This is a genomic window from Spirosoma terrae (assembly GCF_010435915.1).
Taxonomy (GTDB): Bacteria; Bacteroidota; Bacteroidia; order Cytophagales; family Spirosomataceae; genus Spirosoma; species Spirosoma terrae.
In genome coordinates, this window is the sequence record NZ_JAAFZH010000007.1 from 86,238 (window position 1) to 110,665 (window position 24,428).

Annotated in this window: 25 protein-coding genes; 11 read left to right on the forward strand and 14 right to left on the reverse strand. The window is 49.3% G+C overall.

Annotated features, from left to right (window positions below; translation table 11 throughout):
* Positions 1 to 42: 42 nt before the first annotated feature.
* The 5 genes from GK108_RS16675 to GK108_RS16695 all read right to left on the reverse strand — a co-directional run bounded on the left by GK108_RS16675 (position 43) and on the right by GK108_RS16695 (position 3,936).
* Complete coding sequence (locus GK108_RS16675) at positions 43 to 1,116, reverse strand: winged helix DNA-binding domain-containing protein (RefSeq protein ID WP_163950842.1); 1,074 nt, start codon at positions 1,114 to 1,116, stop codon at positions 43 to 45.
* 33 nt (positions 1,117 to 1,149) lie between these two features.
* Positions 1,150 to 1,977, reverse strand: coding sequence for a pepsin/retropepsin-like aspartic protease family protein (locus GK108_RS16680; protein ID WP_317166540.1), 828 nt, complete (start codon positions 1,975 to 1,977; stop codon positions 1,150 to 1,152).
* Positions 1,978 to 2,049: 72 nt separating this feature from the next.
* Positions 2,050 to 2,256 carry a DUF4287 domain-containing protein gene (locus tag GK108_RS16685; protein WP_163950850.1) on the reverse strand — a complete coding sequence of 69 codons (207 nt, stop codon included), beginning with the start codon at positions 2,254 to 2,256 and terminating at the stop codon, positions 2,050 to 2,052.
* A gap of 303 nt (positions 2,257 to 2,559) precedes the next feature.
* Complete coding sequence (locus tag GK108_RS16690; protein WP_163950852.1) at positions 2,560 to 3,261, reverse strand: CPBP family intramembrane glutamic endopeptidase; 702 nt, start codon at positions 3,259 to 3,261, stop codon at positions 2,560 to 2,562.
* A gap of 42 nt (positions 3,262 to 3,303) precedes the next feature.
* A complete protein-coding gene (locus tag GK108_RS16695) occupies positions 3,304 to 3,936 on the reverse strand; it encodes a Crp/Fnr family transcriptional regulator (RefSeq protein ID WP_163950853.1) in 633 nt (210 codons plus the stop codon).
* A gap of 263 nt (positions 3,937 to 4,199) precedes the next feature.
* On the opposite strand from GK108_RS16695, the gene GK108_RS16700 reads away from it, so the two are divergent.
* The 3 genes from GK108_RS16700 (at position 4,200) to GK108_RS16710 (ending at position 6,557) form a co-directional block, all read left to right on the forward strand.
* Positions 4,200 to 4,748 carry a cupin domain-containing protein gene (locus GK108_RS16700; RefSeq protein ID WP_163950854.1) on the forward strand — a complete coding sequence of 183 codons (549 nt, stop codon included), beginning with the start codon at positions 4,200 to 4,202 and terminating at the stop codon, positions 4,746 to 4,748.
* 34 nt (positions 4,749 to 4,782) lie between these two features.
* On the forward strand, positions 4,783 to 5,640 hold the full coding sequence (locus GK108_RS16705; protein ID WP_163950855.1) for a helix-turn-helix domain-containing protein: 858 nt from the start codon (positions 4,783 to 4,785) through the stop codon (positions 5,638 to 5,640).
* Positions 5,641 to 5,714: 74 nt separating this feature from the next.
* Entirely contained in the window at positions 5,715 to 6,557 is an 843-nt protein-coding gene (locus tag GK108_RS16710) for a helix-turn-helix domain-containing protein (protein WP_317166541.1), read from the forward strand.
* Positions 6,558 to 6,613: 56 nt separating this feature from the next.
* Here GK108_RS16710 and GK108_RS16715 read toward each other — a convergent pair whose 3' ends face one another.
* Positions 6,614 to 7,231: a Uma2 family endonuclease gene (locus tag GK108_RS16715; protein WP_170305400.1), complete on the reverse strand. Its 618-nt coding sequence runs from the start codon at positions 7,229 to 7,231 to the stop codon at positions 6,614 to 6,616.
* A 208-nt stretch (positions 7,232 to 7,439) separates the two neighbouring features.
* On the opposite strand from GK108_RS16715, the gene GK108_RS16720 reads away from it, so the two are divergent.
* A complete protein-coding gene (locus tag GK108_RS16720) occupies positions 7,440 to 9,080 on the forward strand; it encodes an amidohydrolase (protein WP_163950856.1) in 1,641 nt (546 codons plus the stop codon).
* 311 nt (positions 9,081 to 9,391) lie between these two features.
* Here the strand turns inward: GK108_RS16720 and GK108_RS16725 are convergent, their stop codons facing one another.
* From GK108_RS16725 to GK108_RS16745, 5 genes are all read right to left on the reverse strand, one after another.
* Entirely contained in the window at positions 9,392 to 10,735 is a 1,344-nt protein-coding gene (locus tag GK108_RS16725) for a bile acid:sodium symporter family protein (protein ID WP_163950857.1), read from the reverse strand.
* Positions 10,736 to 10,763: 28 nt separating this feature from the next.
* On the reverse strand, positions 10,764 to 11,483 hold the full coding sequence (locus tag GK108_RS16730; RefSeq protein ID WP_163950859.1) for a D-lyxose/D-mannose family sugar isomerase: 720 nt from the start codon (positions 11,481 to 11,483) through the stop codon (positions 10,764 to 10,766).
* Between the two features lie 147 nt (positions 11,484 to 11,630).
* Positions 11,631 to 13,508, reverse strand: coding sequence for a LamG-like jellyroll fold domain-containing protein (locus GK108_RS16735; RefSeq protein WP_163950861.1), 1,878 nt, complete (start codon positions 13,506 to 13,508; stop codon positions 11,631 to 11,633).
* Between the two features lie 57 nt (positions 13,509 to 13,565).
* Complete coding sequence (locus GK108_RS16740; RefSeq protein WP_163950863.1) at positions 13,566 to 14,981, reverse strand: RagB/SusD family nutrient uptake outer membrane protein; 1,416 nt, start codon at positions 14,979 to 14,981, stop codon at positions 13,566 to 13,568.
* Between the two features lie 14 nt (positions 14,982 to 14,995).
* Complete coding sequence (locus tag GK108_RS16745) at positions 14,996 to 18,064, reverse strand: SusC/RagA family TonB-linked outer membrane protein (protein ID WP_163950865.1); 3,069 nt, start codon at positions 18,062 to 18,064, stop codon at positions 14,996 to 14,998.
* 443 nt (positions 18,065 to 18,507) lie between these two features.
* Between GK108_RS16745 and GK108_RS16750 the strand changes: the two genes are divergently transcribed.
* Genes GK108_RS16750 through GK108_RS16760 form a run of 3 tightly spaced genes read left to right on the forward strand, consistent with a single transcriptional unit; the run spans position 18,508 to position 20,204 of the window.
* Positions 18,508 to 18,711: a hypothetical protein gene (locus tag GK108_RS16750; protein ID WP_163950866.1), complete on the forward strand. Its 204-nt coding sequence runs from the start codon at positions 18,508 to 18,510 to the stop codon at positions 18,709 to 18,711.
* The gene (locus GK108_RS16755) at positions 18,708 to 19,151 is read left to right on the forward strand and encodes a PIN domain-containing protein (protein WP_163950869.1); all 444 of its coding nucleotides are present in this window, start codon (positions 18,708 to 18,710) and stop codon (positions 19,149 to 19,151) included. The genes GK108_RS16750 and GK108_RS16755 overlap by 4 nt, the downstream gene beginning before the upstream one ends.
* Before the next feature lie 30 nt (positions 19,152 to 19,181).
* Complete coding sequence (locus GK108_RS16760; RefSeq protein WP_163950871.1) at positions 19,182 to 20,204, forward strand: LacI family DNA-binding transcriptional regulator; 1,023 nt, start codon at positions 19,182 to 19,184, stop codon at positions 20,202 to 20,204.
* Between the two features lie 95 nt (positions 20,205 to 20,299).
* Here GK108_RS16760 and GK108_RS31490 read toward each other — a convergent pair whose 3' ends face one another.
* Entirely contained in the window at positions 20,300 to 20,362 is a 63-nt protein-coding gene (locus GK108_RS31490; RefSeq protein WP_317166545.1) for a hypothetical protein, read from the reverse strand.
* A gap of 45 nt (positions 20,363 to 20,407) precedes the next feature.
* Positions 20,408 to 20,566: a hypothetical protein gene (locus GK108_RS31300; protein WP_246224938.1), complete on the reverse strand. Its 159-nt coding sequence runs from the start codon at positions 20,564 to 20,566 to the stop codon at positions 20,408 to 20,410.
* 166 nt (positions 20,567 to 20,732) lie between these two features.
* Here GK108_RS31300 and GK108_RS16770 point away from each other — a divergent pair, with 166 nt between their 5' ends.
* The 4 genes from GK108_RS16770 (at position 20,733) to GK108_RS16785 (ending at position 23,989) form a co-directional block, all read left to right on the forward strand.
* Positions 20,733 to 21,692: a hypothetical protein gene (locus tag GK108_RS16770; RefSeq protein ID WP_246224939.1), complete on the forward strand. Its 960-nt coding sequence runs from the start codon at positions 20,733 to 20,735 to the stop codon at positions 21,690 to 21,692.
* Positions 21,693 to 21,902: 210 nt separating this feature from the next.
* A complete protein-coding gene (locus GK108_RS16775; protein ID WP_163950874.1) occupies positions 21,903 to 22,802 on the forward strand; it encodes an alpha/beta fold hydrolase in 900 nt (299 codons plus the stop codon).
* A 109-nt stretch (positions 22,803 to 22,911) separates the two neighbouring features.
* The gene (locus GK108_RS16780; RefSeq protein ID WP_163950876.1) at positions 22,912 to 23,760 is read left to right on the forward strand and encodes a helix-turn-helix domain-containing protein; all 849 of its coding nucleotides are present in this window, start codon (positions 22,912 to 22,914) and stop codon (positions 23,758 to 23,760) included.
* Between the two features lie 49 nt (positions 23,761 to 23,809).
* Positions 23,810 to 23,989 (forward strand): hypothetical protein, encoded by a 180-nt coding sequence (locus GK108_RS16785; protein WP_163950879.1) that lies wholly within the window; start codon positions 23,810 to 23,812, stop codon positions 23,987 to 23,989.
* Positions 23,990 to 24,116: 127 nt separating this feature from the next.
* On the opposite strand, the gene GK108_RS16790 is transcribed toward GK108_RS16785, so the two are convergent.
* Positions 24,117 to 24,428: a response regulator gene (locus tag GK108_RS16790; RefSeq protein ID WP_163950882.1), complete on the reverse strand. Its 312-nt coding sequence runs from the start codon at positions 24,426 to 24,428 to the stop codon at positions 24,117 to 24,119.

Here is a 24,428-nt window from a genome sequence, read left to right on the forward strand (position 1 = left end):
TAGTGCCTGATTTTCTTAGCTAAACAAACTCATAAACCGAGTCTATTTACTTACATGCTGTAGAATTTCATACGTAACAGGCTTATTCGTAAATCGTTGCAGATGCTGAACAGCAGTCTCGAACACGCTACGTTGTGCATCGGTGGGGGAATAGAGAAAATGCGCTTTCACATCTGTGGACTTAGTACCGACGCTACGTTTCCACGTACCAATTAGTTGCCCATCGGCCATCAGTAGGTTCTCGAACACAGACAGCGGTTTCGATTCACTGCTCAGAAGCATCGACGGACTACGGTCTTTATAGCCCATCACGAACTCGTCATACATCGGCAGCAAATACAATCGTTCAGTTGTAGGTGTAGATGCTGGTGCTACGTCCTTAAAATAGTAATCGCCTGCTTTTGTTAAGTTGGTTTTCGCCAATTCTGCGCCTTTGCGGCAATCGGTTACGGTAAGCCCCGACCACGTAGCAAAATCATGGATGGTAGCGGGTCCCCGGCTGATAAAATACCGCTGTGCCATTTCTGCGAGTGCTTCTTCTTTACTCAACGTAGCAACCGGTTTAACACGCTCCTCAAGTAGCGCATACGTAAACTGATTGCCTTCACGCGGGCCACTACAAATCAGTCCATCCAGTTCAGCCTGCATCATAATACAGCTTAACCGCGTATCCGAAGCCTCAATACCCTGCTGCTGAAACGCCTGATTCAACGCATTACGGGTCAGAAACGTACCGCCTTCAAGTTGCCGAATCATGATCTCGTTGCATCGGTTGAAGATTGCTGAATCGAGTTCGCACTTTCGGTACATGTACGCATTGATCGCGTGTACACGCGGAGCCGTTAGCTGTAGTAGCCACCGAATATCAGCGGCCGCTACCAGATGCCAGGTTGGTCGTAATACGTGGGTACGTAACAGGGCACCAGACGCAAAATCCCGTTCGATATCAGCATCCGTTAGCTGAGGCAGCCGCAACCCAAGCCCCCATTTACTTTGGGCATATTCCTGTCCTTGCACAGCCCCCAGCCAGGTCACCAGTTCAACGGGTGTACTGAGGGTGGTTTCGGTAAGCTGTTGATTGATCAGGCGAAGGCGGGCAATATCGGCTACATTCATAGACTTGGCTCTGTTAACCACTACATGACTTGTTTAGTCGATCCGAATGAGTTTGTTCCGTTGGTCAAAGCGAACAACATGGTCTTTTAAGAAGGCGGTTCCGATACTAATCTGGTGAATCTTGTCAGAATAATAGATTTTCTGATTGCTTAGCCGTAACCCACCCAGCACGATTTCATCCTGCAAAATAGCTTCCTGCAAAACAAAACTGGTATTACCGATTGTCATGACCGGCTGATCAGACGTATCGGTAAACCGAAGCCCGGTCAGCGACGATGTTGGAAACAGGAATGCCTGATTCGAGCTGACGTCCAGATTGAACTCCATTACCCTGGCCCCAATCGTACCCCGAACCGCGAATGGTCTTGAGTACGCCAGAACTCCTTTGGCCCGTCGGGATAAGGTATCTTTTGTAACGGTCCACTGGTGATTGGGGCCGTCGATGATGATTAGGTAGCCATCAAAGAAATTTTGCCCAATCAGCCCATCCGTTAGCTGCGGTTTAACAACAGCATTATACTCCCCAACCATCAGTTGGAGCGCAGAATGGCTGACGTTAGTTGTGCTAAGCTGATTGACGCCCACCAGAAACTCACGCTTTACTTGATTGCCAGACGTATTCTGCTGAAACCCTAAAATCTTTAATCCCAAGTCTTTAGCTACGCGCCGATCGATACGGGCCGTTCCCATAACCTCAGCATTTAGCAAGAAGTTATACGGCCCGCGTCCGTCGATCCTGACCGGAATATACATCAGATTATCGCGAATGGTAAGCGGAGTAGGTTGCTGGATGGATTGTCCACTGACCGTATAACCCACCAATAGAAAGAACACGAAATGAAGCCGACTAAACACAGGCACAGGGTTGAAACTAATTCCGATAAGCAACAAAAGTAGTGCTGACTACCTCCTTAACGGTCCAAAAACAAAAGTTTACAGCAACCCCGAATCTTTGAACAGTTTATAAATCGCCATCGAATGGCCATGACCCAAGTCGAACTCCTCTTTGAGCCAGGCCACAATGGCTCCGGCTTTTGTACCGGGCTTGAGCAAGCCTTTTTCTTCGGCCAGTTTGATGAAATCGTCGGGACCTTTACCGGTTTTCGCCCGAATGTTATCGATATACGCCTGGAAAGACATGGTTTATTACGGTTTAAGGAATCGGTATTACGCCTGTAAAAATGCCCGATTTTTACCGCCAAACAAGCTAGTTAGGTCAACAAATTTGTATACCGAAGACTAGCTTAGCATCCCTCTTGAATCGAGGGTGTCACGATCACAACACATGATCCGCGATTTCAAGACATTTACTACGTTGATTCCTACCGAATTTTTGCTTCCGAGAACGGAGGTCATCAAATGCCTTTAGTGGAGCCGAAACCTGCCTCCTTCGAACAGGCTGTTAGAGCCGGATTGCCCGCGAATCAGGGCCTGATTATTCGGCTAGCGAAGTACGCTCAGAATGGCGACAACTGCCGAAACGATAACCAACCAGTGAATTAATATACCAACTGTTAGCTTCTTGGTTATCAAAAAAATAACCCCAAAGAAAAGCCCCATGCTAAAAAACCAGCTAAACTGAGGGATCGCTTTAAGACCATGCTGGAGCGTAAATGGTATACTGGCGAGAATGACCGACACCCACTTATTAATCCTGTATCCGACTAAACTACGGATCGCAAACCCGCGATACACGATTTCTTCCGAAAGCCCGGCAAAAAGCCCCATGATGATGTATATAATTCGCTGCTTTAACGTGGTGGGCGATAGATTCGCAAAATCAGAGAGCTTAGTCGGGTCTACCTGACCGGATCGAACTAAACTTTCTACGCCAACAAGGATGAGCAGCGACACTAGTAGATAACCACCTATCAATTTTCGCAATTGGCTGGTAGTGAGCGCAAAACCTATATCTGCAAGCGTATAGCCTTCTGAGGCCAGGGTATACGTAACAAGTTTCATCTGAACCACGTACCACAACGTAATGATTAACCAGAAAACAGAAAAAAAATCCCATCCCGTAAACGAGAACATGGCTCGATGCAACAGCATCAATGATAGTAAATATGAAATGGCAGGCAGACCGATCAATACGCTCAGTACTTTCCAGACTGGCAGCTTTACTCCTTTATCAAGGCTATCCATTTTGCGTAATTAGTAGAGACGCAAAGCTAGAAAGGAGCCAGCCTAATGGGAGTTACCATATGGTAACTGGTCGATTTTTTCGGACCGGATGCGACTCAAACTTTGGGGAGTGATTCCTAAATAAGAAGCCATGTACTTTAACGGAATCCGATCAACATCCTTATGGCGTTCGCAAACATCCAGATACCGTTCCTTGGCCGTTCGGGACAGCAAATCAACTTGTTGCCTCAATTTGTCCATATAAGCGCGCTCAAGCGATTTCAACGTAACAGCGGGGCCATATGCGTTCGGATTAAATGTTTCCTGAAAACGTTGATAAGGTATTCTGAACACAGAGCTGGCTTCGAACAGTCGAATCTCCGTGTCTGTTACGGATTGCAGAGTAAACGAAAGATAATCCATCACACAATCATTTTCAACGTAAAGATCGGTGCAGATGTATTGTTTTTTTCGCCAAATCAAGGCCCCGCCGATTCCACTGAGCAAGAGGCTGAACTGCTTTTCCCGTGTTCCGCTAGGCTTCAAGACCGTCTCGGCCGAAAAGTGTTCAACAGTGCCCAGTTTTGAAAAATTCTCCCAAACGACTAAATCCAGTTCAATAACTGAATCGAATGCTTTTTTTATTCTTGCTGCAACCATGCTACGTTCGTTCGTATACGTAGTGAAGATAGCCAAAAGCTAGCCACTGACCCGTAGCTGTCCAGCAATTTCCAGAACCGCCAATGGCTTATCATGACGCATATCGGCAAAAGCGCGGTTTTATTAAGCAACGATCATAGCAATACCCAATCGTTGCCTAGCTACGTATCGATCCCGTATTATTTACTGGAAAGAATGATTAACCACAACCGACATATCCGACAAGATGTCTGATTCTTACCACCAGATTGGCTGATAAACAGCCAAATTTTGCATAACTACTTCTCCCAAAAACAGCTATGCAACGCAGGCACTTTCTGGCTACTACGTTAGCCGCTACGTCACTAGGCGCAAAAGCCGCCATCACCGACGAATCACCGGCAGGACAACCTTTTATCGTTAAAGCCGGGGATGCCCGTTTCGGCGTTCATACGCCGTATCGGGGTACGAACGGAAACGACATAAAAATATCGGGCAAAGACACCAACGGCCAACTCGCTGTTTTTGAGTATATTGGCCGAGAGAAAATTGGCCCAACGCTGCATATTCACCATGATCAGGACGAGCTGTTTTCCATTATTGAGGGCGAGTATCTGTTTCAGGTCGGCAACGAAAAATTCACGGCCAAAGCAGGCGATACGGTGTTTGCCCCAAGGGGTATTCCGCACACATGGATTCAGTTGACCGACTATGGCAAACAGGTCTATATGGTGCAGCCAGCGGGTAAAATGGAGGAGTTTTTCCTGAAAATGAACGAATTGAAAGGGCCACCGACCGAAGAGCTTGCTCAGAAAATACACAAAGAGCACGGCATGACCATTGTTGGCCCACCGTTGGCGTTGAAATAAGTAAGTGAGTACCGGACTAAATACGTATGTTACTATGGATGGAATTTTCGACTATCGGCCACCCCACCCATCTCTGCGTGAGTACGTACGCTTGTTCCAGATTGTAGGCTGTGCGTTTCCGGCTTCCATGTCCGTTTTGCCCGTTAAATCGTACTGGCCCCGCGCCGAAAACTGCCTGACTTTTTTTCCGAGAGATCCCGAAAAAGTAGAATATGGATTTGACGGCAAACCCATTGAAAGCCCTCGTACACGGGTTTGTGGCCAACATTCAGTGGCGACAAACCGCCATGTTGGCCGCGATTTCATGATTTTTCAGATTCAGTTTCAACCGGGTGCGCTTTTCCAGCTCACAGGCATACCCGTACACGAGCTGACAAATACCATTGTGGACGCCGAAGCTGTTTTCCCGACTGAAATCAGTCGGATCAACGAACGACTCAGCTACACCAAACACTACACGGAGATGATTCCGATTGTCGAGAATTTTCTTCACTATTTAATCAATCGGGCCAAATACAAACACCTTCGGCCTATCGATAAAGTGAGCCGCTATATTCTTCAGCATTCGTCTGCCATCTCCACGAACTGGCCCGGTCTCGATTGGCTGGCCGATCAGGCCTGTTTGTCACAGCGGCAATTTTATCGGCTGTTCATGGAGCGCGAAGGCGTTAGTCCACGCCTGTACGGACGTATCGCCCGCTTCGAACACGCGATGAAAGTAAAAAATGCGCATCCTCATCTCGATTGGCTCAGCATTGCCGTTAAACTAGGCTATTACGATTACCAGCATTTGGTACGTGATTTTAAAGAGTTTACCCAGCTTACCCCCAACGCCTTTCTGGAAGCCGAAGGAAAAGCACCGGAGCGCGTGTTTGGTGTAGCCGAAACCTGAGTTACCTCATTAGCAAACTCAATAAAGCTGTCAGGACTTTCGTATCTTTAGGCAAACCAGCCGACTGCCTTATCGTGGTTTTCTTTCCGCACATACAACCTCACTCGGCGCTACGTCCTTATGTGCGGCATTACTTACTTCTACACGTACAGCTCAGCAACACGCCTTCCGCTCAGCGTATCAAGCCAATTCCGCCCGACGCCGATCAATCGCTCTTCTTTTATCCACGTAGTGTTGCCCAAACCATTGTTAACCGAAACGGAGAAACCCGACCTAATCCGTCGAGTATTTTTGTGGGGCAACAAACGTCGCGGATCAACATACTGCATGGAGAAGATCACCTGATTATCCAGGTTTGCTTTCGGCCCGGATTTTTGTATCAACTGCTTGGCGGAATGCCAGCTACTGAATTTCAGGGAAAAGAAATCGATGCGGAATGCCTGATGGATGCCGGAATAACCGAGTTAAACAATCGGTTGCGCGAAGAGACTGATTATCGGCGAATGATTGACCTTATTGAGTCATACCTGCTAAAAAGGATTGATTCATTAGCCCGTAGTTTGCAGCTGGAGCCAATTGACCGAGCGATTCTAGCGATCAAAGAAACGAATCAGTTGCTTTCACTTGACTGGATAGCCGATCAGGCCTGCCTGAGTAGTCGCCAACTGGAGCGTAAATTTCAGGAGCGACTCGGCATGGGGCCGAAGTTTTACGCCCGCATTGCCCGTTTTGATCGGGCTTTCAAACTAAAAGCCAGCAACCCACAACTTGACTGGCTCGACGTAGCATACGCCTGTGGCTACTTCGATTATTCGCATTTAATGCGTGATTTCCGGCAGTTTGCCGAGGTTTCGCCCACTATGCTGATAGCACAGGATAACGCTTCGCCCGGAACAGGCAACCGTTATCACGGATAGAAACGGCCCAAAAAGAAGATAGATTTATGACGTTATCTATTGGCAGAAAATCGTTTTCAGGCAAACGAAGAGCCTTTCTTAGCCAGGTATTGACCAATGTTGAATTGAATTCCCTCCAGTACGTCAATATCTTTGTGCCAGTCTTTCACCTGCCAGTCGCCCTGCGGGGTAGCCACGGTAACTTTCTTGGCTACAGTCGTAATCCATATTACTTTCTCCACGCCAAAATTCAGTAGTTTCTGGGTTTTCTGGAAAATGTAACCATCCGTATCCACGTCAGCCGAATCGGCCGAAATATCGACTTCAATCACAATTTTGGGCGGCACTTGCGCGTAAAATTCGTTGATAGCATCGATAGGTAACGTAGCATTATCGAAAATGAGAATATCGCCCGCCAGATTGGTACGTTTATCCAGATGCATACCAGCCTCACTCGATAAAATTGTATATTGATTTTCGTCGATCTGTTTGCCCAATAAGATAATAAGATGCGTCACGATCAACGCCTGTAACGTACTCGACCCTATAATTTCCGAAACCTTTTTTGTACCTGCCAATACCTCCCGGTAGCCTTTATAGTGAATCGGCTTACCATCCATGATTTCGTAAATGAGGTATTCGGGCACCTTGGTTCTGGGTCTTTTTGCCCGCACTCCAGATTTCGTAGCGATCATTTCCGTTCGTTTTCGATACGTTCAAATATAGCTAAAATCCATCGAAAATCTTTTTTATAAGTCCACCACGTGTGCGCTGAAATAGTTTTTAGCACAGGGGACAACTAAGCCCGGCCGAGGCAAATCCGGTTGATGAATGTCGTTTTTTTACATCTACCACGCCGACGCTACAAACTAGTTTTGACGGGTAAACCAATACCCGTTTCTCATGCGATACGTATTGACGGCCTTCTTTATCCATTTGTTTAGCCTTGGGGGCATTGCGCAGCAACCCGATCTGATTTTGACGAATGGACAAATTTTCACGTCGGATACTAGCCAGTTGTACGTTGAAGCACTGGCCATAAAGGGCGGACGTATCATAGCCATTGGCAAATCGTCCGACATTGAAAAACTGGCAACCCGACAAACGAAACGACTCGACCTGGGTGGCATGCTGGTTGTGCCGGGGTTCAACGATGCCCATAATCATTTGCCCGGTGGTCTGAAAGCAACCAAACTCGCCTTGACGGGCATGGACCCGTCCTGGATAGCGATTCAGGATTCGCTGAAAAAGGCTGTAGAGCGAACGCCCGAAGGACAATGGATTGAGGGAACGCTTGGTATAACGGTCGCTAATTCGCTGGAGGCTACCCGGTTCGTGCTCGACAAAATCGCGCCGAAACATCCGGTCCGATTGCTGTCGTGGTGGGGGCATGTCGGGTTATATAACACCTTGGGCCTTCGCGAAATGGGCATTGCCGAAAACCAACCCGATCCCAAAGGTGGCTTTTACGAACGAATGCCCGATGGAAAAACTCTCACGGGCAAAGGTTACGAAAAGAATGCTTACTGGCCGAATACCAGCTACGCAAAAATGGCCGTCCTGCGCGATGAAAATGCTATGGTGGCCGAATTTAAGGGCATGACGCAGGCGTTACTTAAAGCCGGTATCACCAGCTATCAGAATATGTGTACGGGCGCTACAGCCACCGACTACGCCCGAGTCTGGCAAAAAGCCGGGTTGCCGTTTCGGCTCCGCCTGATCCGCTGGGGCGATATGAACCCCGACGGCAGCCTGAGTATTCCGGCTAAAGATCAACCGAAAACAACGCCCGATTTACCACTCCTGACCGTGAGCGGCACAAAATGGCTACTCGAAGGTACCCCCCTGGAAGGCGGTGCCGAACAGGTTGACCCCTACCCCAATCGGCCCGGATGGTATGGCCGGATGAATTACACCATACCCGAAATTGAGCGAATGTGCCGGGAAGCCGTTGCCCGTAAAGATCAGCTGCATTTTCACATCGGCGGTTCGAAATCGATGGGCAAATTACTCGATCTCATGTCGGCTATGCCTGTCGATTGGAAAGCACTACGTCCTCGGTTTGAGCATGGCGACGAAATCGACTACCTCCCGGAGTACATCAAAAAAGCACAGGCAATGGGGATCATCATTGTACAAAACCCAACGCATTTCGCGCCGATAGACGGTTTTCCGATGGGTCCGCCAGCCACGCACGGCATGGCAATGAAAACCTTACTGAACGATCATATTCCGCTGGCGATTGGATCAGATGGGCCATTCAACCCTTACCTGAATATTATGTTTGCCACAACCCATCCACGCCGACCCAGCGAAGCCATCAGCCGGGAACAGGCGGTTATTGCCTACACCCGCACTGCCGCCTATGCCGAGTTTGCCGAAACGACCAAAGGGACGCTGACGGTGGGCAAAGTGGCCGATCTGGCCGTATTATCTCAGAATATTTTCAAAGTACCCGTTCCTAAACTACTCCAGACCGAGAGTATACTGACTATGGTGAATGGGGCGGTTGTATATGATGCGGGATTATTGAAAGTCAACTAATTCGAGTTTGTTCGTTATGTATGGCCCCCCGAGACAGCGGCCAACCATCCTAAACTGGTACGCCAGCCCTGCCCTCCCTTAGGCCTAATATTATGGATGGTAAATTGGGTTTGCTTTTACGCTGTTAACCACCCCCAACCCCCTCCTAAAACAGGAGGGGGCTAAAAAAACTCTATCGTCTGAAGCCCCCTCCTGTTTTAGGAGGGGGTTGGGGGTGGTAAGCTCAAAACCCTACAAGATTAAATGGCCTCGAATGAAAAGATTTAGGACGGTCGGCCGTTGTGGGCCAGTAACGTAACCAACTAGTCACCTTAAACAGACCTACTTTCTGGCTTTATCGTCGAAGATTCCGGTAAATAATCTACCCCCTCCACCTCGGGTTCACTCGTTGGTTGAGCTGGTCGTTTCCGAAACCAGTTGGCTAAGGCAGAACCCGTTACGTTCTGCAACGGACCAAAAATAGCGGAGGCCAGTCCAACCGTAGCTACTTTACCCATTTGCAAAGCGAGACCGGTTGCTACACCACCGTTTTGCATGCCAACTTCGAAGGCAATGGTTCGGCGGTCGCGCTCGGGTAAACCAAACAACAGGGCGGTGAAATAGCCAACACTAAGGCCAATCAGATTGTGCAGTAGACACGTAACAATCAGCAAACCACCTACCGCCAGCAGGTTATCGCGCCCCGATGCGGTAATGATAACCGTATTAATGACGATACCAAGCATAGCCACAAACGAAAGTAAATTATCCAGCGACGAGCGACTGACATTCCGGTTTTTCAGAACAATAGCAACGATCATCGGTAAGCCATAAAACCAGAAAAACGAACGTAGCACAGCGGCTAGAAAATCCAATGTATTCAGTTTCATGACGAGCATCATCACTACGTTCGTCAGGAGAATTACAGCCGCAAAACTCACCAGTTGGATAGCCCGGTCGCGGGGCGCTACGTTGCCGAAATAGAACAGATTGAAGATAAACCCCGCCACAATCGGAATGATAATCATGTTGGTAATATCCACCATCATGTGGGCTATATCGACCGCTACGTATTGCCCGGCCAGCCACTTCATCAGAAAGGGCGTCACAAACGGCGACAGGATGGTGGAACAGGCGCCAATTGTAACAGCCAACGCCAGATTAGCCCCTGACAAATAAGACATTACGTTAGACGCCATCGCACTTGACACGCAACCAATCAGGATGACGCCACCAGCAATTTCGGGCGGAAAATCAAACAGGTGCGACAGACAAAAGCCAACCAGCGGCATAACGATAAAATGACAGCCGATACCGATAAATACGCCTTTGGGCATTCGGACGACGCCCTTAAAATCATCGAAACTCATATGAGCGCCCATGCCAAACATGGTCAATTGCACGAAGGGCACAATCAGCCGTTTAAGCTGAAAATCGCCAACGGTGAAAAAATACTGAGGATACAACATCGCTACGCTTACCGCAGTCAGAATCCAGATCGTATACGAGAATCCTTTCAGTGCCGCAAACCCACGAAAAGCAAGGGCCATCCCAACCAGCCCAGCCAGTAGTAACGGTCCGGCAATGGCCTCATAACCAGCCAGCCCAAACAAGCCAGCTCCGGCCAATACTAGAACCGATACAATCAGTAGTAAACGCGCAAAACGATGAGTCATGAGTTTCTTTAGTCAGTGTCGTAGCTAATTAATGCGCTATCAGTGCCGCTGGGTATTCATGGCACAAAAAGCAGGTGCGGGGCTCGTCTTCTTCTATTTCGGGGAAACGAACGCCGTAATCGACCAGAAAAACGTTGTCGTTATGGTCGTCGCACACGCTCGAAATTTCGGCGCTGAGCGTGTATCCTACCCCATCGACCTGCCAGCCAGTGCCTTCTTCGCCCCAGAACTGGTGAATGGTACGTGGATGAATGGTCAGGCTTTCACCCGGCCGCAGACGCACAATGTCGCCGGGTCCTAACCGCCGGGTACAGCCATCGACTTGCGTCGTGAAAGTTTCGTGCGAGGGCTGGCCTTCGGCATCGGCTTTAGTGAGCTGAACCAGTACGTTGCCGCCCGCCCGACAGATGATATCCTCTCGCTTCGACAGATGAAAATGCGCCGGAGCCCGCTGGTTTTCAGGGTCGATTAGCCACTTTTCAGCGTACTGTTTGGGATAGCCCGCTACGTTCATCCGCCCGTTTCGAACAGTAAAAAGCGTTCGGCCAATGTTATAAAAGTCCTTACTCCCAAAATCCGTTACGTCCCAACCGAGCATGCAATCCCGGATTTCGGTGTATTCCGGGCCAGCTTCCCGCCATTGGTCAACCGTCCAATAGGCAAACGGCGGCAGATGAACGCCAAAGTGATCAATAACTTTCTTCGCCGTTTCGACGCTGGCGTTTATCATGGAGCGCTTTAAATTCATGAAATTATGTGTTTTTGATTTTTTTGACAGGATTAACAGGATTGACATGATGTTTCTAATTAGGAGCAAATCATAGTTTCATTGGAGTGGGAGTATTTTTTGCTCAGAATAAATCCTGTTAATCATGTCAATCCTGTCAGAAAAAAATTACTTGTTGCTGGCTTTAAAATTCCCGACGGCTTCAGAAACCGTAATAGCCCGAATGTAAACCGAAAGCTGAGACAACTGGCCCGTTAAATCCTTACCAATCGTTAGTTGAGCTGCCCCCGCCACCGACTTCAGAAACGGGCTGAACCGCCCCCAGCCGAACTGCCGCGACGAACCACCGTCGTTGAGCACCCCATCGACCACAAACGCTACGATTTTAGGACCTCCATCCACGATGATACTGACGTAGTGCCGTTTATTTTCAGCTAACATGCCCTCGTCGCAGGCCCAGGATGATTCCGTTCGGCCATCATTCATGATTAGCTCAAGCGTTTTTTGAGCCGTTGTTCGAACGCACCAGCCCTTGCCCGTACTGTCGCGCCCATCCACCAGCAGTTGATTAGGCGTAAGCTTTTTCAGCGTAAATGCCAGATCGACGGTAAAGCCATTGGGCGCATTCATGCCCGGTTGTTCCAGTTTTTTAGTATCGCGTTTGTAAAATTCGGGGAGCACCGGTGCCGTAGCCGTTTGCGGAAAATTTCCTTTCTGGTACGTCCAGTCCAGCACCGACCCTTCTTTGGTACGGGTTTGATTACCAAACTGATTCCAGAGGCCGGTGAGCAACTTTTCGTCGACCTTATGGACACGGGCAATGTCTTTCTGCGTCTCGGTAACGTAGTACGTTCCTTTGTCTTCGACCAGATCGGGGTAGCTCATCCGAATGAGCGGATCGTCGTCATAGAGCAGGATTTCGGGTTGTGTCCACCGAATGACTTTCCCTTTGGGCGAGTCGGCTTCAACGCCACCCATCAGCCAGGCCGGATTACGATCTTCGTAGGCCATATTACGTCGGTTCGGATGCTCGCGAATGAAACGCCCGCCGTGATTATGAAACCAGTACAGAAACTTACCGTTCTCGCATTTCCAGACAAAATTAGCCGCTCGCGGGTGTTTCACTAACCGTCCATTGGCGTACTGCATGTACTGTGGAGGCTCCCAGGTTCGGCCACCATCGCGGCTGTATGTACAGGCCGGATGTCCGTCAATCGTGCGATAGACGCAGAAAAATGAGCCATCACTCAACACGGCAAAACTTTGTTCTTCGGCGATAGGGCCTCCCACGTTGGCGGGTGTTCGCAGACCAATATCGCCGTCGGGCAGAGTGCTCCAGCTGGCTTTGGCCGGGTCGCTGATGGTGAGCAGATCGGCGCTACGTAGTAAGGCGCCTTCGCTCGACGTAAAGAATCCGACACCAAAACCACCGACTTTATGCACGGGCACAAAAGCAGCCCCTTTATCCGTAAACGCCTTTCCAACATTCCAGAAATACTGGATTTTGCCCCCATACGGATTCTTCCGGTCAATCTCGAAGTTCCGAATCGGGATCGTAATCCGGTTAGCCGACCATGTTTTGCCGTTATCGTCGGAGTATTTGAACACGAAATACCCCTGACTATCAACCCGTTTCACCAAGCCATCCTGATACGGCGGATTATCGCCTTTTACGGCTCTGATGTTATCCGTGTTGTGATTATAAAAGACAAACACGCGGCCCGATGGCGCTTTCAACAACACCGCATAAGACGCTTCGGGGCCATCGGCTGGTTCTACCTCACGCTTATCGACCCAAGTTTTCCCCTGATCGACGCTACGTTGGGTGATGATATGCTGGCCCGACGCCCCTTCGTGTCCCGATCCGGTTGTCAGCACGCACAGCCAGGCTCCGTCGTTGGTTTTGACGATGTAAGGCTGATCGCTGTACGTTTCGTCGGGAATGACAGACCCGGTCGTAATGTGGCGAGTATCCTGCGCCTGTAGCGAACAGACCAGCCATAGCCCTCCAAAAAGCAGTTGTATTGTTCTGATAATAAAACGCATAGAATATGGTTCAGTTTCTGTCAGGAAAGCGGCACACCGGACGGCCCTACTACCGAATCAATAGCCCGGATTTTGCGGTAACAGGTTTGGATTGAGCATGATTTCGGTATAGAAGACAGGCATCAGGGCTTTTTTATCGACGCCCAGCACAGGCTTGGCCCGTCCGGTACGTAGCAAATCGTACCAGCGATGGCCTTCGAAGCAAAGCTCTACAAATCGCTCCTGTTCGATGGCCAGCAACAACGCATCTTTCGACGTAGCGGTGGTATTGCCCAGTCCAGCCCGGTTCCGAATGCGATTAACCTGAGTTGCGGCTTCGGCGGTTTTCCCCAGTTGCGCTAGTGCTTCAGCCTGCATCAGTATCACATCGGCCAGCCGAATAAAGATGAAATTACTGTCGCTGAATCGGGCGCTACCAACCACGGTTCCCATGTATTTAGCCACGGTTGGCAGGTTCGGAAACTGGTCGGTGGCGGGATTGCTGGTATAGATGCTGGCCGCTTTGCGTACGTCGCCCGTCTCGAAGGCATCCACCAGTTTCGGGGTGGGAATCAGGGTCTGGTTACCGCCTGTTTGCACCTTGCTGCTACGGGGCAGGAAGTACGGCGACAGCGCATTCGTTTCCTGATTCGTATAATTATACTGCAATTCAAATATGGATTCGGTCGTGTTTTTGGTCGTGAAAAGCGTAGCATAATTAGCCCCTGACACCAGCGAATATGTAGCATTCGCCAGCACTTTGGCCCCGTAATCGGCGGCCTGTTGCCATTCGTTGGTCTGATTGTAGGAACTACGCCAGAGATACACCTTGCAGAGCATGGCCTGAGCGGCTCCCTGCGTAGCGCGTCCACGCGTTTCAACCGCCGACGCATACGTAACGGGCAGCAATGTTTCGGCCTGTTTCAGATCAGCAACCACTTGCTCCAGCACTTTGTCGGCGGGCGTTCGGGCCGGTTGCAAATCCTTGTCCAGCGATAGCGTGGGGTCCAGAATGAGTGGAACAGCTCCCCATAAACGTACCAGATTGAAATAGCTGAAAGCCCGCAGAAAATACGCTTCGCCCAGTAGGCGGTTTTTCACGCTACCAATGGTTGTGCTCTGAATGGTAGGCACCTGCGCCAGTACGTTGTTTACCTTATTAATGCCGTTATAAAATTTGGACCAGTTGCCGTAGCTGCTGCTACTGCTGATGTTATCATTCTGAAAATCGAGCACAGCCGGATCGGTAGCCCCAATGGTTTCGAGCGGAATTTTCAGGTTATCGGCCCGCGCATCACCCCAGATAATGTGCCGAACTTCGTCGCCCTGCAACGCATCATAGCCCGCCAGCACAGCCGCTTCGGCATCAGCCGCCGTCTGAAAAAAGGATGTTTGTGTCAACGCGCTAACGGGCGTTTGATCGAGGATGTCGCTACATCCCGACAACAGAAACACTACACTGCCTGTCAGTAATTTATAGATAGTATTTTTCATGGCTATAGTGTTGATTAAAAGCCCAGATTCAAACCAAACGTAATAGAGCGAACTTGCGGATACGTACCCAGATCGATACCCTGCAACAAGGGCTGACCGGTTCTAAAATTGGCTTCGGGGTCCAGTCCGGAGTAGTTCGTAAAGGTGAACAGATTCTGTCCCGACACGTATACGCGGGCATTATCAACCTTGATCCGTTTCAGCAACGTAGCAGGAACCGTGTAGCCCAACGTAGCGGTTTTCACCCGCAGGTACGATCCATCTTCAATCCAACGGTTCGACACAAAGCCGTTGCGGCCAATGGTGCTGGGAGCCCCGCGCGGTACGTCGGTAATATCCCCTTCTTTGCGCCAGCTACGTAGCACTTCGGTGGTGGCGGCATTGTACACAAAGCTGCGGTTCGATGACTGCCGGGTCTGGTTGAAAATGTCGTTACCGTAGGAGCTTTGCAAGAAAATCGACAGGTCGAAGTTTTTGAACGAGAACGTATTGGTAAGCCCGGCAATAAACTTCGGATTCGCATCGCCGATAACAGCCCGGTCGTTGTCGTTGATCACGCCATCGCCGTTTAAATCCTTGTAAATCATATCGCCCGCTACGTAGAAGGCTCCCGTTGGGCTACCGTCGCGCATGTTGGCCACCTTGGCTTCTTCCGACGTAGCATAGACGCGTCCCGTGTAGACGTAGCCATAAAAGATACCAATCGGTTGCCCAACCCGGCCAATTCCTATCGGGCTGGTACTGAAGAACGTAGCGTCGGCGCTGGTCTGAATAATATCGGCATTGTTGTTCGACAGGGTCAGGATTTTATTGCGGTTAAACGAAATATTGAAACCCGACGTCCAGGTAAATCCATCGCCTGCGCCTTTTATATTCTGGCTCGAAATACTGAATTCCAGCCCTTTATTCTGCGTATCGCCCACGTTTTGCAAGGCCGACGTGAAGCCGGTCGTGGTAGGAAGGTTGACCGACAATAACAGATCATTCGTCCGTTTCAGATACGCATCGGCGGTAATCTGCACCCTATTATTGAAAATCGAGAGGTCGATACCAATGTCTGATTGCGTCGTCGATTCCCAGCTCAGGTTTGGATTCGGAATGGCCGATAACGCAATACCAGCCTTGCCAACGTAGTTGCTGCCGGTGCTGTATAATCCCTGCGCACCAAAATCGCTGATCGACTGGTTTCCAACGACCCCAATGCTGGCCCGGAGTTTCAGATCATTGATGAACGTAAGGTTACGCATAAACGATTCTTCCGAAATCCGCCAGCCCGCCGATACCGACGGAAACAGCCCGTAACGCTTATCGGCCCCAAACCGCGACGAACCATCGCGACGTAACGTAGCGGCCAGCAGGTACTTGTCGTTGAAGCTGTAATTCAAACGAGCATAGTACGAAACCAGACTCCAAGACGATTTGCTGCTCGATGCCCCCGTTGGCGTAGCAGCCGCGTTCAACGTAGTGATATTGTCGGTAGCGCCCTGATTGCCAGATGCCGACAGGTTGAAAATTTTGGATTCCTGAACACTATACCCCAACAGGCCCGTTACGCTATGCTTCCCAAACGACCGGGTATAGTTCAGCGTATTTTCGTTGACCCACGTAAAGACATCGCCGTAGGAAGCCGTGGCCGGGCGAGCGGCCCCGCCCTGAATCGTACTGGGTGTAAAGCGTTCGTCGCGCGTGCCCGAATAGTCGATGTTTAGGGTGGAACGTAACGATAAGCCTTTCCAGATGTCGTAGTCGCCGTAGATATTGCCAACCAGCCGATTGTTGACCGTAAACCAGGACGTCAGATTGGCCAGTCCGACCGGGTTAGGCCGCTGAATCTGATCGACGAATGTGTACGAACCATCTTTGTTGAAGACTGGCGAGAAAGGCAACATCCGCATGGCATTGGTAATCACGGCATTATTGTCATCGCCTTCGGGAACCCTATCTCGTTTGGCCGTCGACAGCAGAATATTAGCCCCGGTTTTAAAACGATCCGAAGCCCGATGATCAATGCTGAACCGCCCCCGATACGTATCGAAACCCGAACTGATCACTACGCCTTTCTGATTGAAATAACCCAGACTGGCCGCGTAGGTCGTTTTGTCGTTACCACCCCGCAGTGACAGTTCATAGTTCGACACCGCGCCCTGCCGATAGATTTCGTCCTGCCAATTGGTGTTATAGACCGCCACGCCGTTTCGGAACAGCGTATCCAGCCCTAAACGTACCTCGGCGGTACCTGCGTTGGCATTGGCATTGAGAATGTAATCGCGCTCCTGATAGGCATCAAGCATCGGAATTTGCCGCCGAACATCCATGATACCCGTATAGGCATTCAGATTGAACGATGTTTTCCCGGATTTACCCCGTTTTGTGGTTACGATAATAATTCCGTTGGCACCCCGCGCGCCGTAAATAGCCGTTGCCGACGCATCTTTCAGCACTTCCATCGACGCAATATCATTCGGATTCACGACGCTGATATCGCCCGTAATCGGCACGCCGTCGACAATATAGAGCGGATCATTTCCGGCGTTGAGCGACGTAACACCCCGAATTCTGACGTTCGGCGCGGCTCCCGGCGAACCGCTGTTCTGCACAATCTGTACCCCGGCAACCCGCCCCTGTATGGCTTCGAGCGGCCCCCGAACGGGCAGGTTTTCCAGCTCTTTGCCCTTCACGGAACCAACCGAACCGGTCAGGTCTTTTCGTTGCTGCGTACCATAGCCCACCACCACTACTTCGTTCAGGGCTTTCATGTCGGCCTTCAGCGTTACGTTGATCGTGGTTCGGGCTCCTGGTGCTACGTCCTCTTTTTCGTATCCAACTGAGCTGAATACCAATACTACGTTCTGATTCGGCAAACTAAGGCTGTACTGGCCGGTTTCGTTGGTAGTCGTGCCGATGGTAGTTCCTTTCACGGCTACCGTCACGCCAGGCAGGGTTTCACCCGATTCAGACGTAACTGTTCCTTTAACCACAATAGCTTGCTGAAAGGCCGTACTCCTTGCTATTCCAGGTAGCTGGCAGCAGCACAGCACGAGAAGGAACACCCTCCAGGCGGCTTGTTTTAGAGATGAGATCATAATTGGGGTAAGGATTAGAAAAGTGATGTTTTTTAGCCCTTCCTTTCCGATTCGTCCAATTCAGGATTATCCAGAAATGGGCGGGCTATACCATCGAATTTATAGGGATTTAGGTCGCCGGAACAAGTACAATTGCGTGTTTTCGGGGTTTTATTGTAAAAAAACGTTACCGGAAACGTTGCCGGAAAAGCACGTATCGAGCCCTATTAGAGACGAGATGCCAGCATTGGCCCCGAATGGAGGAATGCTTTCTTCGTAACTTACAATTGAATAGCAACTCCCCTAAACGTAAAATAATACAATTTAAGCTACTAAAAGAGCTACAACCAGAGGCCACTAGTGACGGCTGACTAGAGAGCCTGAAGAAGAACTGAGTTGTCGTGGAAAAGCGTTATATTAGCACTTTAGCCATGTTAATAGCTGGTAAACAGAACACATAAACAATGGTCATTACTCGCGACAACAACAAAATCATTATCCAGGCCGTCAGCTCCATAAATATGGACGCTGTACAACGACTTATTGATTACATCAATGTTCTTGAGATAACAGCAAACAATCAAGGCACTGAAGAACAGGCTGCCGCGCTGGCCGATGAGATCGATAGAAACTGGTGGGCTGAAAACAAAAAACGTTTCCTAAAATGATCATCATAGTTGATACAAATATTTTAGTAAGCGCCTGTATTTCAACAAATAACAAAATAAGCGAAATCCTTCTCGACCCTTCGCCCAGCCTAAAGCTCATTAGTTGCTATTATGCCTTTGCCGAACTTTTCAAGCATCAGGAAAAAATCGTCAAACTCGCCAAACAACCTGCCGATCAGGTAAGTATCATTTTATACACTCTGCTAAGACAAATCGAGTTCTATAACGAAAGTATCATTCAGGAAGATTATTGGGCGAAAGCCGATCAGTTAACAGCAGGGGTCGACGCTAAGGATATAAGTTTCGTTGCGCTGGCCCTACAAAAAGCAGGGACACTCTGGACGGGAGACAAAAAGCTAACGAATCATCTAAAAGCAGAAGGGTTCAATCAGGTTATCAACACGGCTGAGTTGTACGAAATCCTGGGAACCAGACAGTAGATTCATGACAAAACGGAGATTTAACCGTTTATGAGCAGTAAACAACCGACCATCTGGGACATTGCCATCAAATTGAACGTATCGATCTCGACCGTTTCGCGTGCGCTACGTAACGCCCCGGATATTAACCCAGATACTAAGAAAGCCATACTGGATCTGGCCCATCAGCTCGATTATCAGCCCAACACAATTGCCACCAGCCTGCGCAAAAACAAGACGAATATTATTGGGGTGATGGTGCCCGAGTTTGTTCACGCGTTTTTTCCGAACGTGATTCTCGGGATTCAGGAGGCCGCTAACGAAGCCGGTTATAAAGTCATGACCATGCAGTCGGGCGAGTCGCTCGATATTGAAAAGCATAATCTGCAAGCCATGATTTCCAGCCGGGTCGATGGGCTGATTCTAGCTATTTCGCGGGAAACAGATGATTATGAGCACATAAAATCGGCCCAGCGAAAAGGGCTGCCAATTGTGTTTTTCAACCGGATTGTCGATGAACTTCCGGGCTCGAAAGTGATGGTCGATGATTATCAGGGGGCCTACATGGCGGTGGAGCACCTGATTCAAACGGGCTGCCGACGGATTGCCCATCTGGCAGGCCCCCAAAATCTGACCATTGGCAGGAACCGACTTAATGGGTATCTGGATGCATTAAAAGCCCACCAGTTTCCGATTGACGAAAGCCTGATTATGCCCTGTAATTTTCTGGAAGGGAAAGCGAGAATCTATACCCAACAATTGCTGGATCGGCCCGACCGGCCCGATGCTCTGTTTGCCGTGAATGATCCGGCAGCCATTGAAGCGTTAATCTGCATTCAGGAGCACCAACTTTCCATTCCTGATGACATATCGCTGATTGGCTTTTCCAATGCTCCGCACAGTGCCTTCGTGACGCCCCCCATGACCGCTGTCGCCCAACCCATTCACGCTATGGGGCGACTGGCCGCCGAATTACTCATGCGTCAGATTAGCGAAGGACAACGGTTCTCGCCCGAAACCCACGTTCTGCAAACCAATCTGATTGTCCGGCAATCGACTCGGCGTTTGAGCTAGAGAACGCTACTCGTCATGAAGGGTTGATATTCTTCAGGATTAGCGTCCGCAAACGCTGCTCATGCTCATCTGTCCAATGGCACTAATCACGGGGATCAGTGATTTTGGAAATCGGTTAGATAATACTCTACTTCCGGCGGAACGACCGGATAAATCACTTTCCCGATCAATTCATGGTTTTCCAGTTCCTTCTAGTGGACATTTTACACGAATCGGGCGGCTCCCGGAACCTTCCGCTGTAGCTCGCTGGGACGTTGAAACCCTTCGTTGATAAACCACAAAAGCCGAATTTTCCATTTCCCGTAGAGCACTTCGTCAATCAGGTCGAGTCCGCAATTTAGGTCGGCTACTATCTTTCGCACATAGTATAACTTTGTGTCCCAGGCAGTTCAATAGGGAGAAATTTCTCCCTATCCGATTCGTAAATCCGTACTTGTCAGCGCCTGTCCTACTACCGAAATTTGCCCTGCACACCGGCGGATTGCCCCAGGAATCTATATAATTTGTAACAGAACACCCTTAAGACGCATGATACATTTACCAATTGACGCTGCGCAAATGATCCGGCATGTCGGGTTTAAACAAGCTCTCTCTACGTTCTTGGCACTAGTTTTCCCACTGCTTACGCTAGCGCAAACTGTTGACTCTACGTATGAAAACGACCTGACTCAACGGATTCACGTTGCCCCCGAATCGGTTTTTACCATGTTTCGCGAGGCAGGCATGAAGCCCGTTAACCGTAGTCTGACACCAGTTCAACAAGAAAAAGTACAGAATGCTTTTTCCGTGTTGCCACCTTTACATCAGCAAATTTTAAAGCAGCATCTACAAAGTATCAGCTTTATGGATGGCATGCCCAATACCGCCTTAACGTCGCCAGTCGATACGGGAAACCGCCAGAAACAGTTCAACATCACCTTTCGGGCGGGCCTGCTGGATGAAACCATTTCAGAATGGGCATCGTGGAAAGAGAATACCTGCTTCGAGCCGGGAGTTGATGCGAAACTTAAGGTACGTGTTGAAGGTGGCAATCTGGATGCAATCATTTACGTACTGATGCACGAGGCTACGCACATCGTTGACGCCGTGATGGCAATCTCCCCACACGTATCGGAAAAACAGAGCGTGCCCGAACCAACCTCATTCACCAAAGACGTTTGGCGCACGATGAACGTACCGGAAGCTAAATACCTGGATTCGCTGCTGGCCAAAACTCGTTTCCGGAGCGGCAAGGTATTGCCAATAAGCCTGGGACCGGAGGTGTATCGTAAGCTTGCGCAGACGCCCTTCCCCTCTTTGTATGCAATGGCAGCCTGGTCTGAGGATATCGCTGAACTGGCAACCATCTATCACCTGACTACCCGGCTGAATCAGCCGTTTTCTGTGGTTGTCACCAAAGGCGACGTAGAGCTGGCCAGGTTCGAGCCAATGAAAAACCCACTCGTAAAACAGCGATTGAAGCAACTGACGATTTTCTACACGAAATAATGTAACCGTTCAGCACACCAGAGATGCCATAAGCTCCCTTTCAGTAGCCACATAGGGCTGCCAGCAATGGGTCAGGGAAAAATGTACAAGGCACGTTGCCTTTTATCCATTCTTCCAGGCGGTTTGCCATGCCAATTTTGCAATGTCAAATTCAATGACAGTCGGCTAATAGCTAGTCGATTCTCTTTTAAACGCAAACGTACTATTCATATGAAAACTGTTGCTTTGGTTCTCGGAGTTGTATTGACCTTTAGTTACGCCCTAGTTGCACAAACGCGCAAACCGGCATCTGCTGGACGCGAGGAGTATATTGAAGTAGAAAAAAACGTTAAACTCCACGTAGTAGACCTTGGCGAAGGCCAGCCCGTAGTGCTTATTCATGGATGGCCTTTGAACAATGCGATGTACGAATATCAATATCAGTACCTGGTTGACAAAGGATTCAGACTAATTGGAATTTCCCTTCGCGGTTTCGGTAAATCCGACCGGCCCTACGGAAAATACGATTTCGATACGTTCTCTGACGATATCAACATTGTGTTGGAAAAGCTAAACATTGAAAATGCCCTGCTCGGTGGCTTTTCGATGGGAAGTGCAGTAACGATCCACTACGTAACCAAGTACAAAGGGGCACATATCAGTAAGCTGGCGTTATTTGGCTCATCGGGCCCTTCGTGGAAACAACGGGACGGCTATCCGTACGGTATATCCGATCAGGACGCGGCTGCGCTGATTCAGCAGACCAAAACCAATCGACAGGAATTGGTAGCCGGTTTCGGGAAAGGTTTTGCCGGTCAGGAAGGCGGCCTATCACCCGAAGTGACCAAATGGCTTGAAAGCATCAATCTGGATGCATCACCCTACGCTACTACGCAGGCAATCACCGCCTTGCGAGACCTCGACCTACGCCCTGAATTATCGAAAATCAACATTCCCGTCGCTATATTTCATGGCATAAACGACAAATTGTGTGATTTCGCTCAGGCCGAACAGTTGCATAAAGGAATCAAAGGCTCTTACCTGGTAAAATTCGAAAAAAGCGGGCACGGTCTGTTTCTGGAAGAAATGGATAAATTCAACACCGAGCTCGAAAAATTTGCCAGACAGTAGGTCGTTGACTTTGTGGTGAAGCGATTAGGCTCTTCACCACAAAGTCCAGCACCAGTGCAGCGAAAAAAATAGTACCTATTCCTTACACCATGCTTAGGCGCCTGTAGCCATGACGACAACTGTATTCAACAACAATGCCAGGACGTTGGGATTACTGACGGTAAGTCAGGAGCAGACAATTGCGATTAATGGTCCCAACTATAAGCAGTATATCAAGATTCTCTATCTGACGGCTGGCTACAAACTAAGGGTCGATTTTTCAGTTTACGAAACGCAGCAACCGACCCTTTTCTTTATCAGCCCCAATCAATATCTTGAAATAGAGGAAGCTGGCCCGGAAAGCGGCTATTTTATTTTCTACAACCGCGACTTCTATTGCATCCAAATCCACGATCAGGAGGTTGCCTGCGACGGCCTGTTATTCAACAATATTCGGAACATGCCCAAAGTAGAAGCGTCGGCAGACGAAAGCCTGTTTTTAGGGTATTTGTTCAACCAGATGGTCCAGGAATTTAACCTGAACGACAGCTCACTGGAGGAAATGGTCCGGACTTACCTCAAACAGCTACTGATCCGGGCTACCCGCTCCTGGAAAAAGCAGCATCTGGACAACGTAGTGACCGAACAGCAAAGCGATCTGGAGTTTTTTCGCAAGTTTACCCGACTGGTGGAAGAGCATTATAAATCCAAGCACACGGTCGCCGATTACGCTGATTTCCTGTGTATAGCCCCCAAAACCATTACACACAAATTTAACCGGCTCCGGCTACCATCACCTAACGAGGTAATCAAAGACCGCATCATACTGGAAGCCAAACGCCTACTGGTACACACCTCCCTGACGGCAAAAGAAATTGCCTATGACCTTGGCTACAACGATCCAGCTTATTTCAGCCGGCTATTTATTGCCAAAACCGGCGATTCGCCTTCAGGTTTTCGGGCAAACTTTTCGGGGTAGAGAGCTTTGTGTGTGTTTGTTCGCAGCCTCCGGGCAGCTCAACAATTGAGTGACAAACGTAAGCGCTTTTTCCTCACAACCACCCAAACCGCTGAACCAACTTTTCTTTTTGATTGCGGGCAACCGAAATACTGACGTCGTTGGTCATGACCAGATACGTGTCTTCCCCTTTTATAAACAATTTGATGTGGTCGAGATTGATGACGTACTACCGGTGAACCCGCAGTAAATTACGCTCTTCCTGCACCTAGCGTACGCGTCAGCAGAAAACTCCGGTTTTGCGTGGCAATCACGTTGATATTATTGCTATCCGATTCGTAATACATGATCTCGCCCACGGGCAGAAAAATAACGCCCTACTGATACGGCACCGCAATTTTATCGGCCAACTGATGACTATGAAGCTGACTACGTAGTACATCAATCTGTCGAACATCCAGACGCTGCTGACGCTCAGCTTTCCGAACGACTTCCTGTAACTCGGCGGTATCAATCGGTTTGAGGAGATAATCCAGCGCGCTAAACCGAAACGTCTTTTCGCATTCGGAATGCCCTTTGTCGACAAAATGTGGATGGCCTGTTTTACGTAGCGAACAAATGCAGACAGGAGCAACCTTCGAACAAAAAATCAGTGCTGTTCGAAGATTGCTCCCGCGTCGTATTGACAA

Bases quoted from the DNA above. Each gene is read 5' to 3' on its own strand.
- GK108_RS16675 (WP_163950842.1), bottom strand. From the start codon at position 1,116: ATGAATGTAGCCGATATTGCCCGCCTTCGCCTGATCAATCAACAGCTT.
- GK108_RS16685 (WP_163950850.1), bottom strand. From the start codon at position 2,256: ATGTCTTTCCAGGCGTATATCGATAACATTCGGGCGAAAACCGGTAAA.
- GK108_RS16690 (WP_163950852.1), bottom strand. From the start codon at position 3,261: ATGGATAGCCTTGATAAAGGAGTAAAGCTGCCAGTCTGGAAAGTACTG.
- GK108_RS16700 (WP_163950854.1), top strand. From the start codon at position 4,200: ATGCAACGCAGGCACTTTCTGGCTACTACGTTAGCCGCTACGTCACTA.
- GK108_RS16705 (WP_163950855.1), top strand. From the start codon at position 4,783: ATGGATGGAATTTTCGACTATCGGCCACCCCACCCATCTCTGCGTGAG.
- GK108_RS16715 (WP_170305400.1), bottom strand. From the start codon at position 7,231: ATGATCGCTACGAAATCTGGAGTGCGGGCAAAAAGACCCAGAACCAAG.
- GK108_RS16720 (WP_163950856.1), top strand. From the start codon at position 7,440: ATGCGATACGTATTGACGGCCTTCTTTATCCATTTGTTTAGCCTTGGG.
- GK108_RS16725 (WP_163950857.1), bottom strand. From the start codon at position 10,735: ATGACTCATCGTTTTGCGCGTTTACTACTGATTGTATCGGTTCTAGTA.
- GK108_RS16730 (WP_163950859.1), bottom strand. From the start codon at position 11,483: ATGAATTTAAAGCGCTCCATGATAAACGCCAGCGTCGAAACGGCGAAG.
- GK108_RS16735 (WP_163950861.1), bottom strand. From the start codon at position 13,508: ATGCGTTTTATTATCAGAACAATACAACTGCTTTTTGGAGGGCTATGG.
- GK108_RS16740 (WP_163950863.1), bottom strand. From the start codon at position 14,981: ATGAAAAATACTATCTATAAATTACTGACAGGCAGTGTAGTGTTTCTG.
- GK108_RS16745 (WP_163950865.1), bottom strand. From the start codon at position 18,064: ATGATCTCATCTCTAAAACAAGCCGCCTGGAGGGTGTTCCTTCTCGTG.
- GK108_RS16750 (WP_163950866.1), top strand. From the start codon at position 18,508: ATGGTCATTACTCGCGACAACAACAAAATCATTATCCAGGCCGTCAGC.
- GK108_RS16755 (WP_163950869.1), top strand. From the start codon at position 18,708: ATGATCATCATAGTTGATACAAATATTTTAGTAAGCGCCTGTATTTCA.
- GK108_RS16760 (WP_163950871.1), top strand. From the start codon at position 19,182: ATGAGCAGTAAACAACCGACCATCTGGGACATTGCCATCAAATTGAAC.
- GK108_RS16770 (WP_246224939.1), top strand. From the start codon at position 20,733: ATGATACATTTACCAATTGACGCTGCGCAAATGATCCGGCATGTCGGG.
- GK108_RS16775 (WP_163950874.1), top strand. From the start codon at position 21,903: ATGAAAACTGTTGCTTTGGTTCTCGGAGTTGTATTGACCTTTAGTTAC.
- GK108_RS16780 (WP_163950876.1), top strand. From the start codon at position 22,912: ATGACGACAACTGTATTCAACAACAATGCCAGGACGTTGGGATTACTG.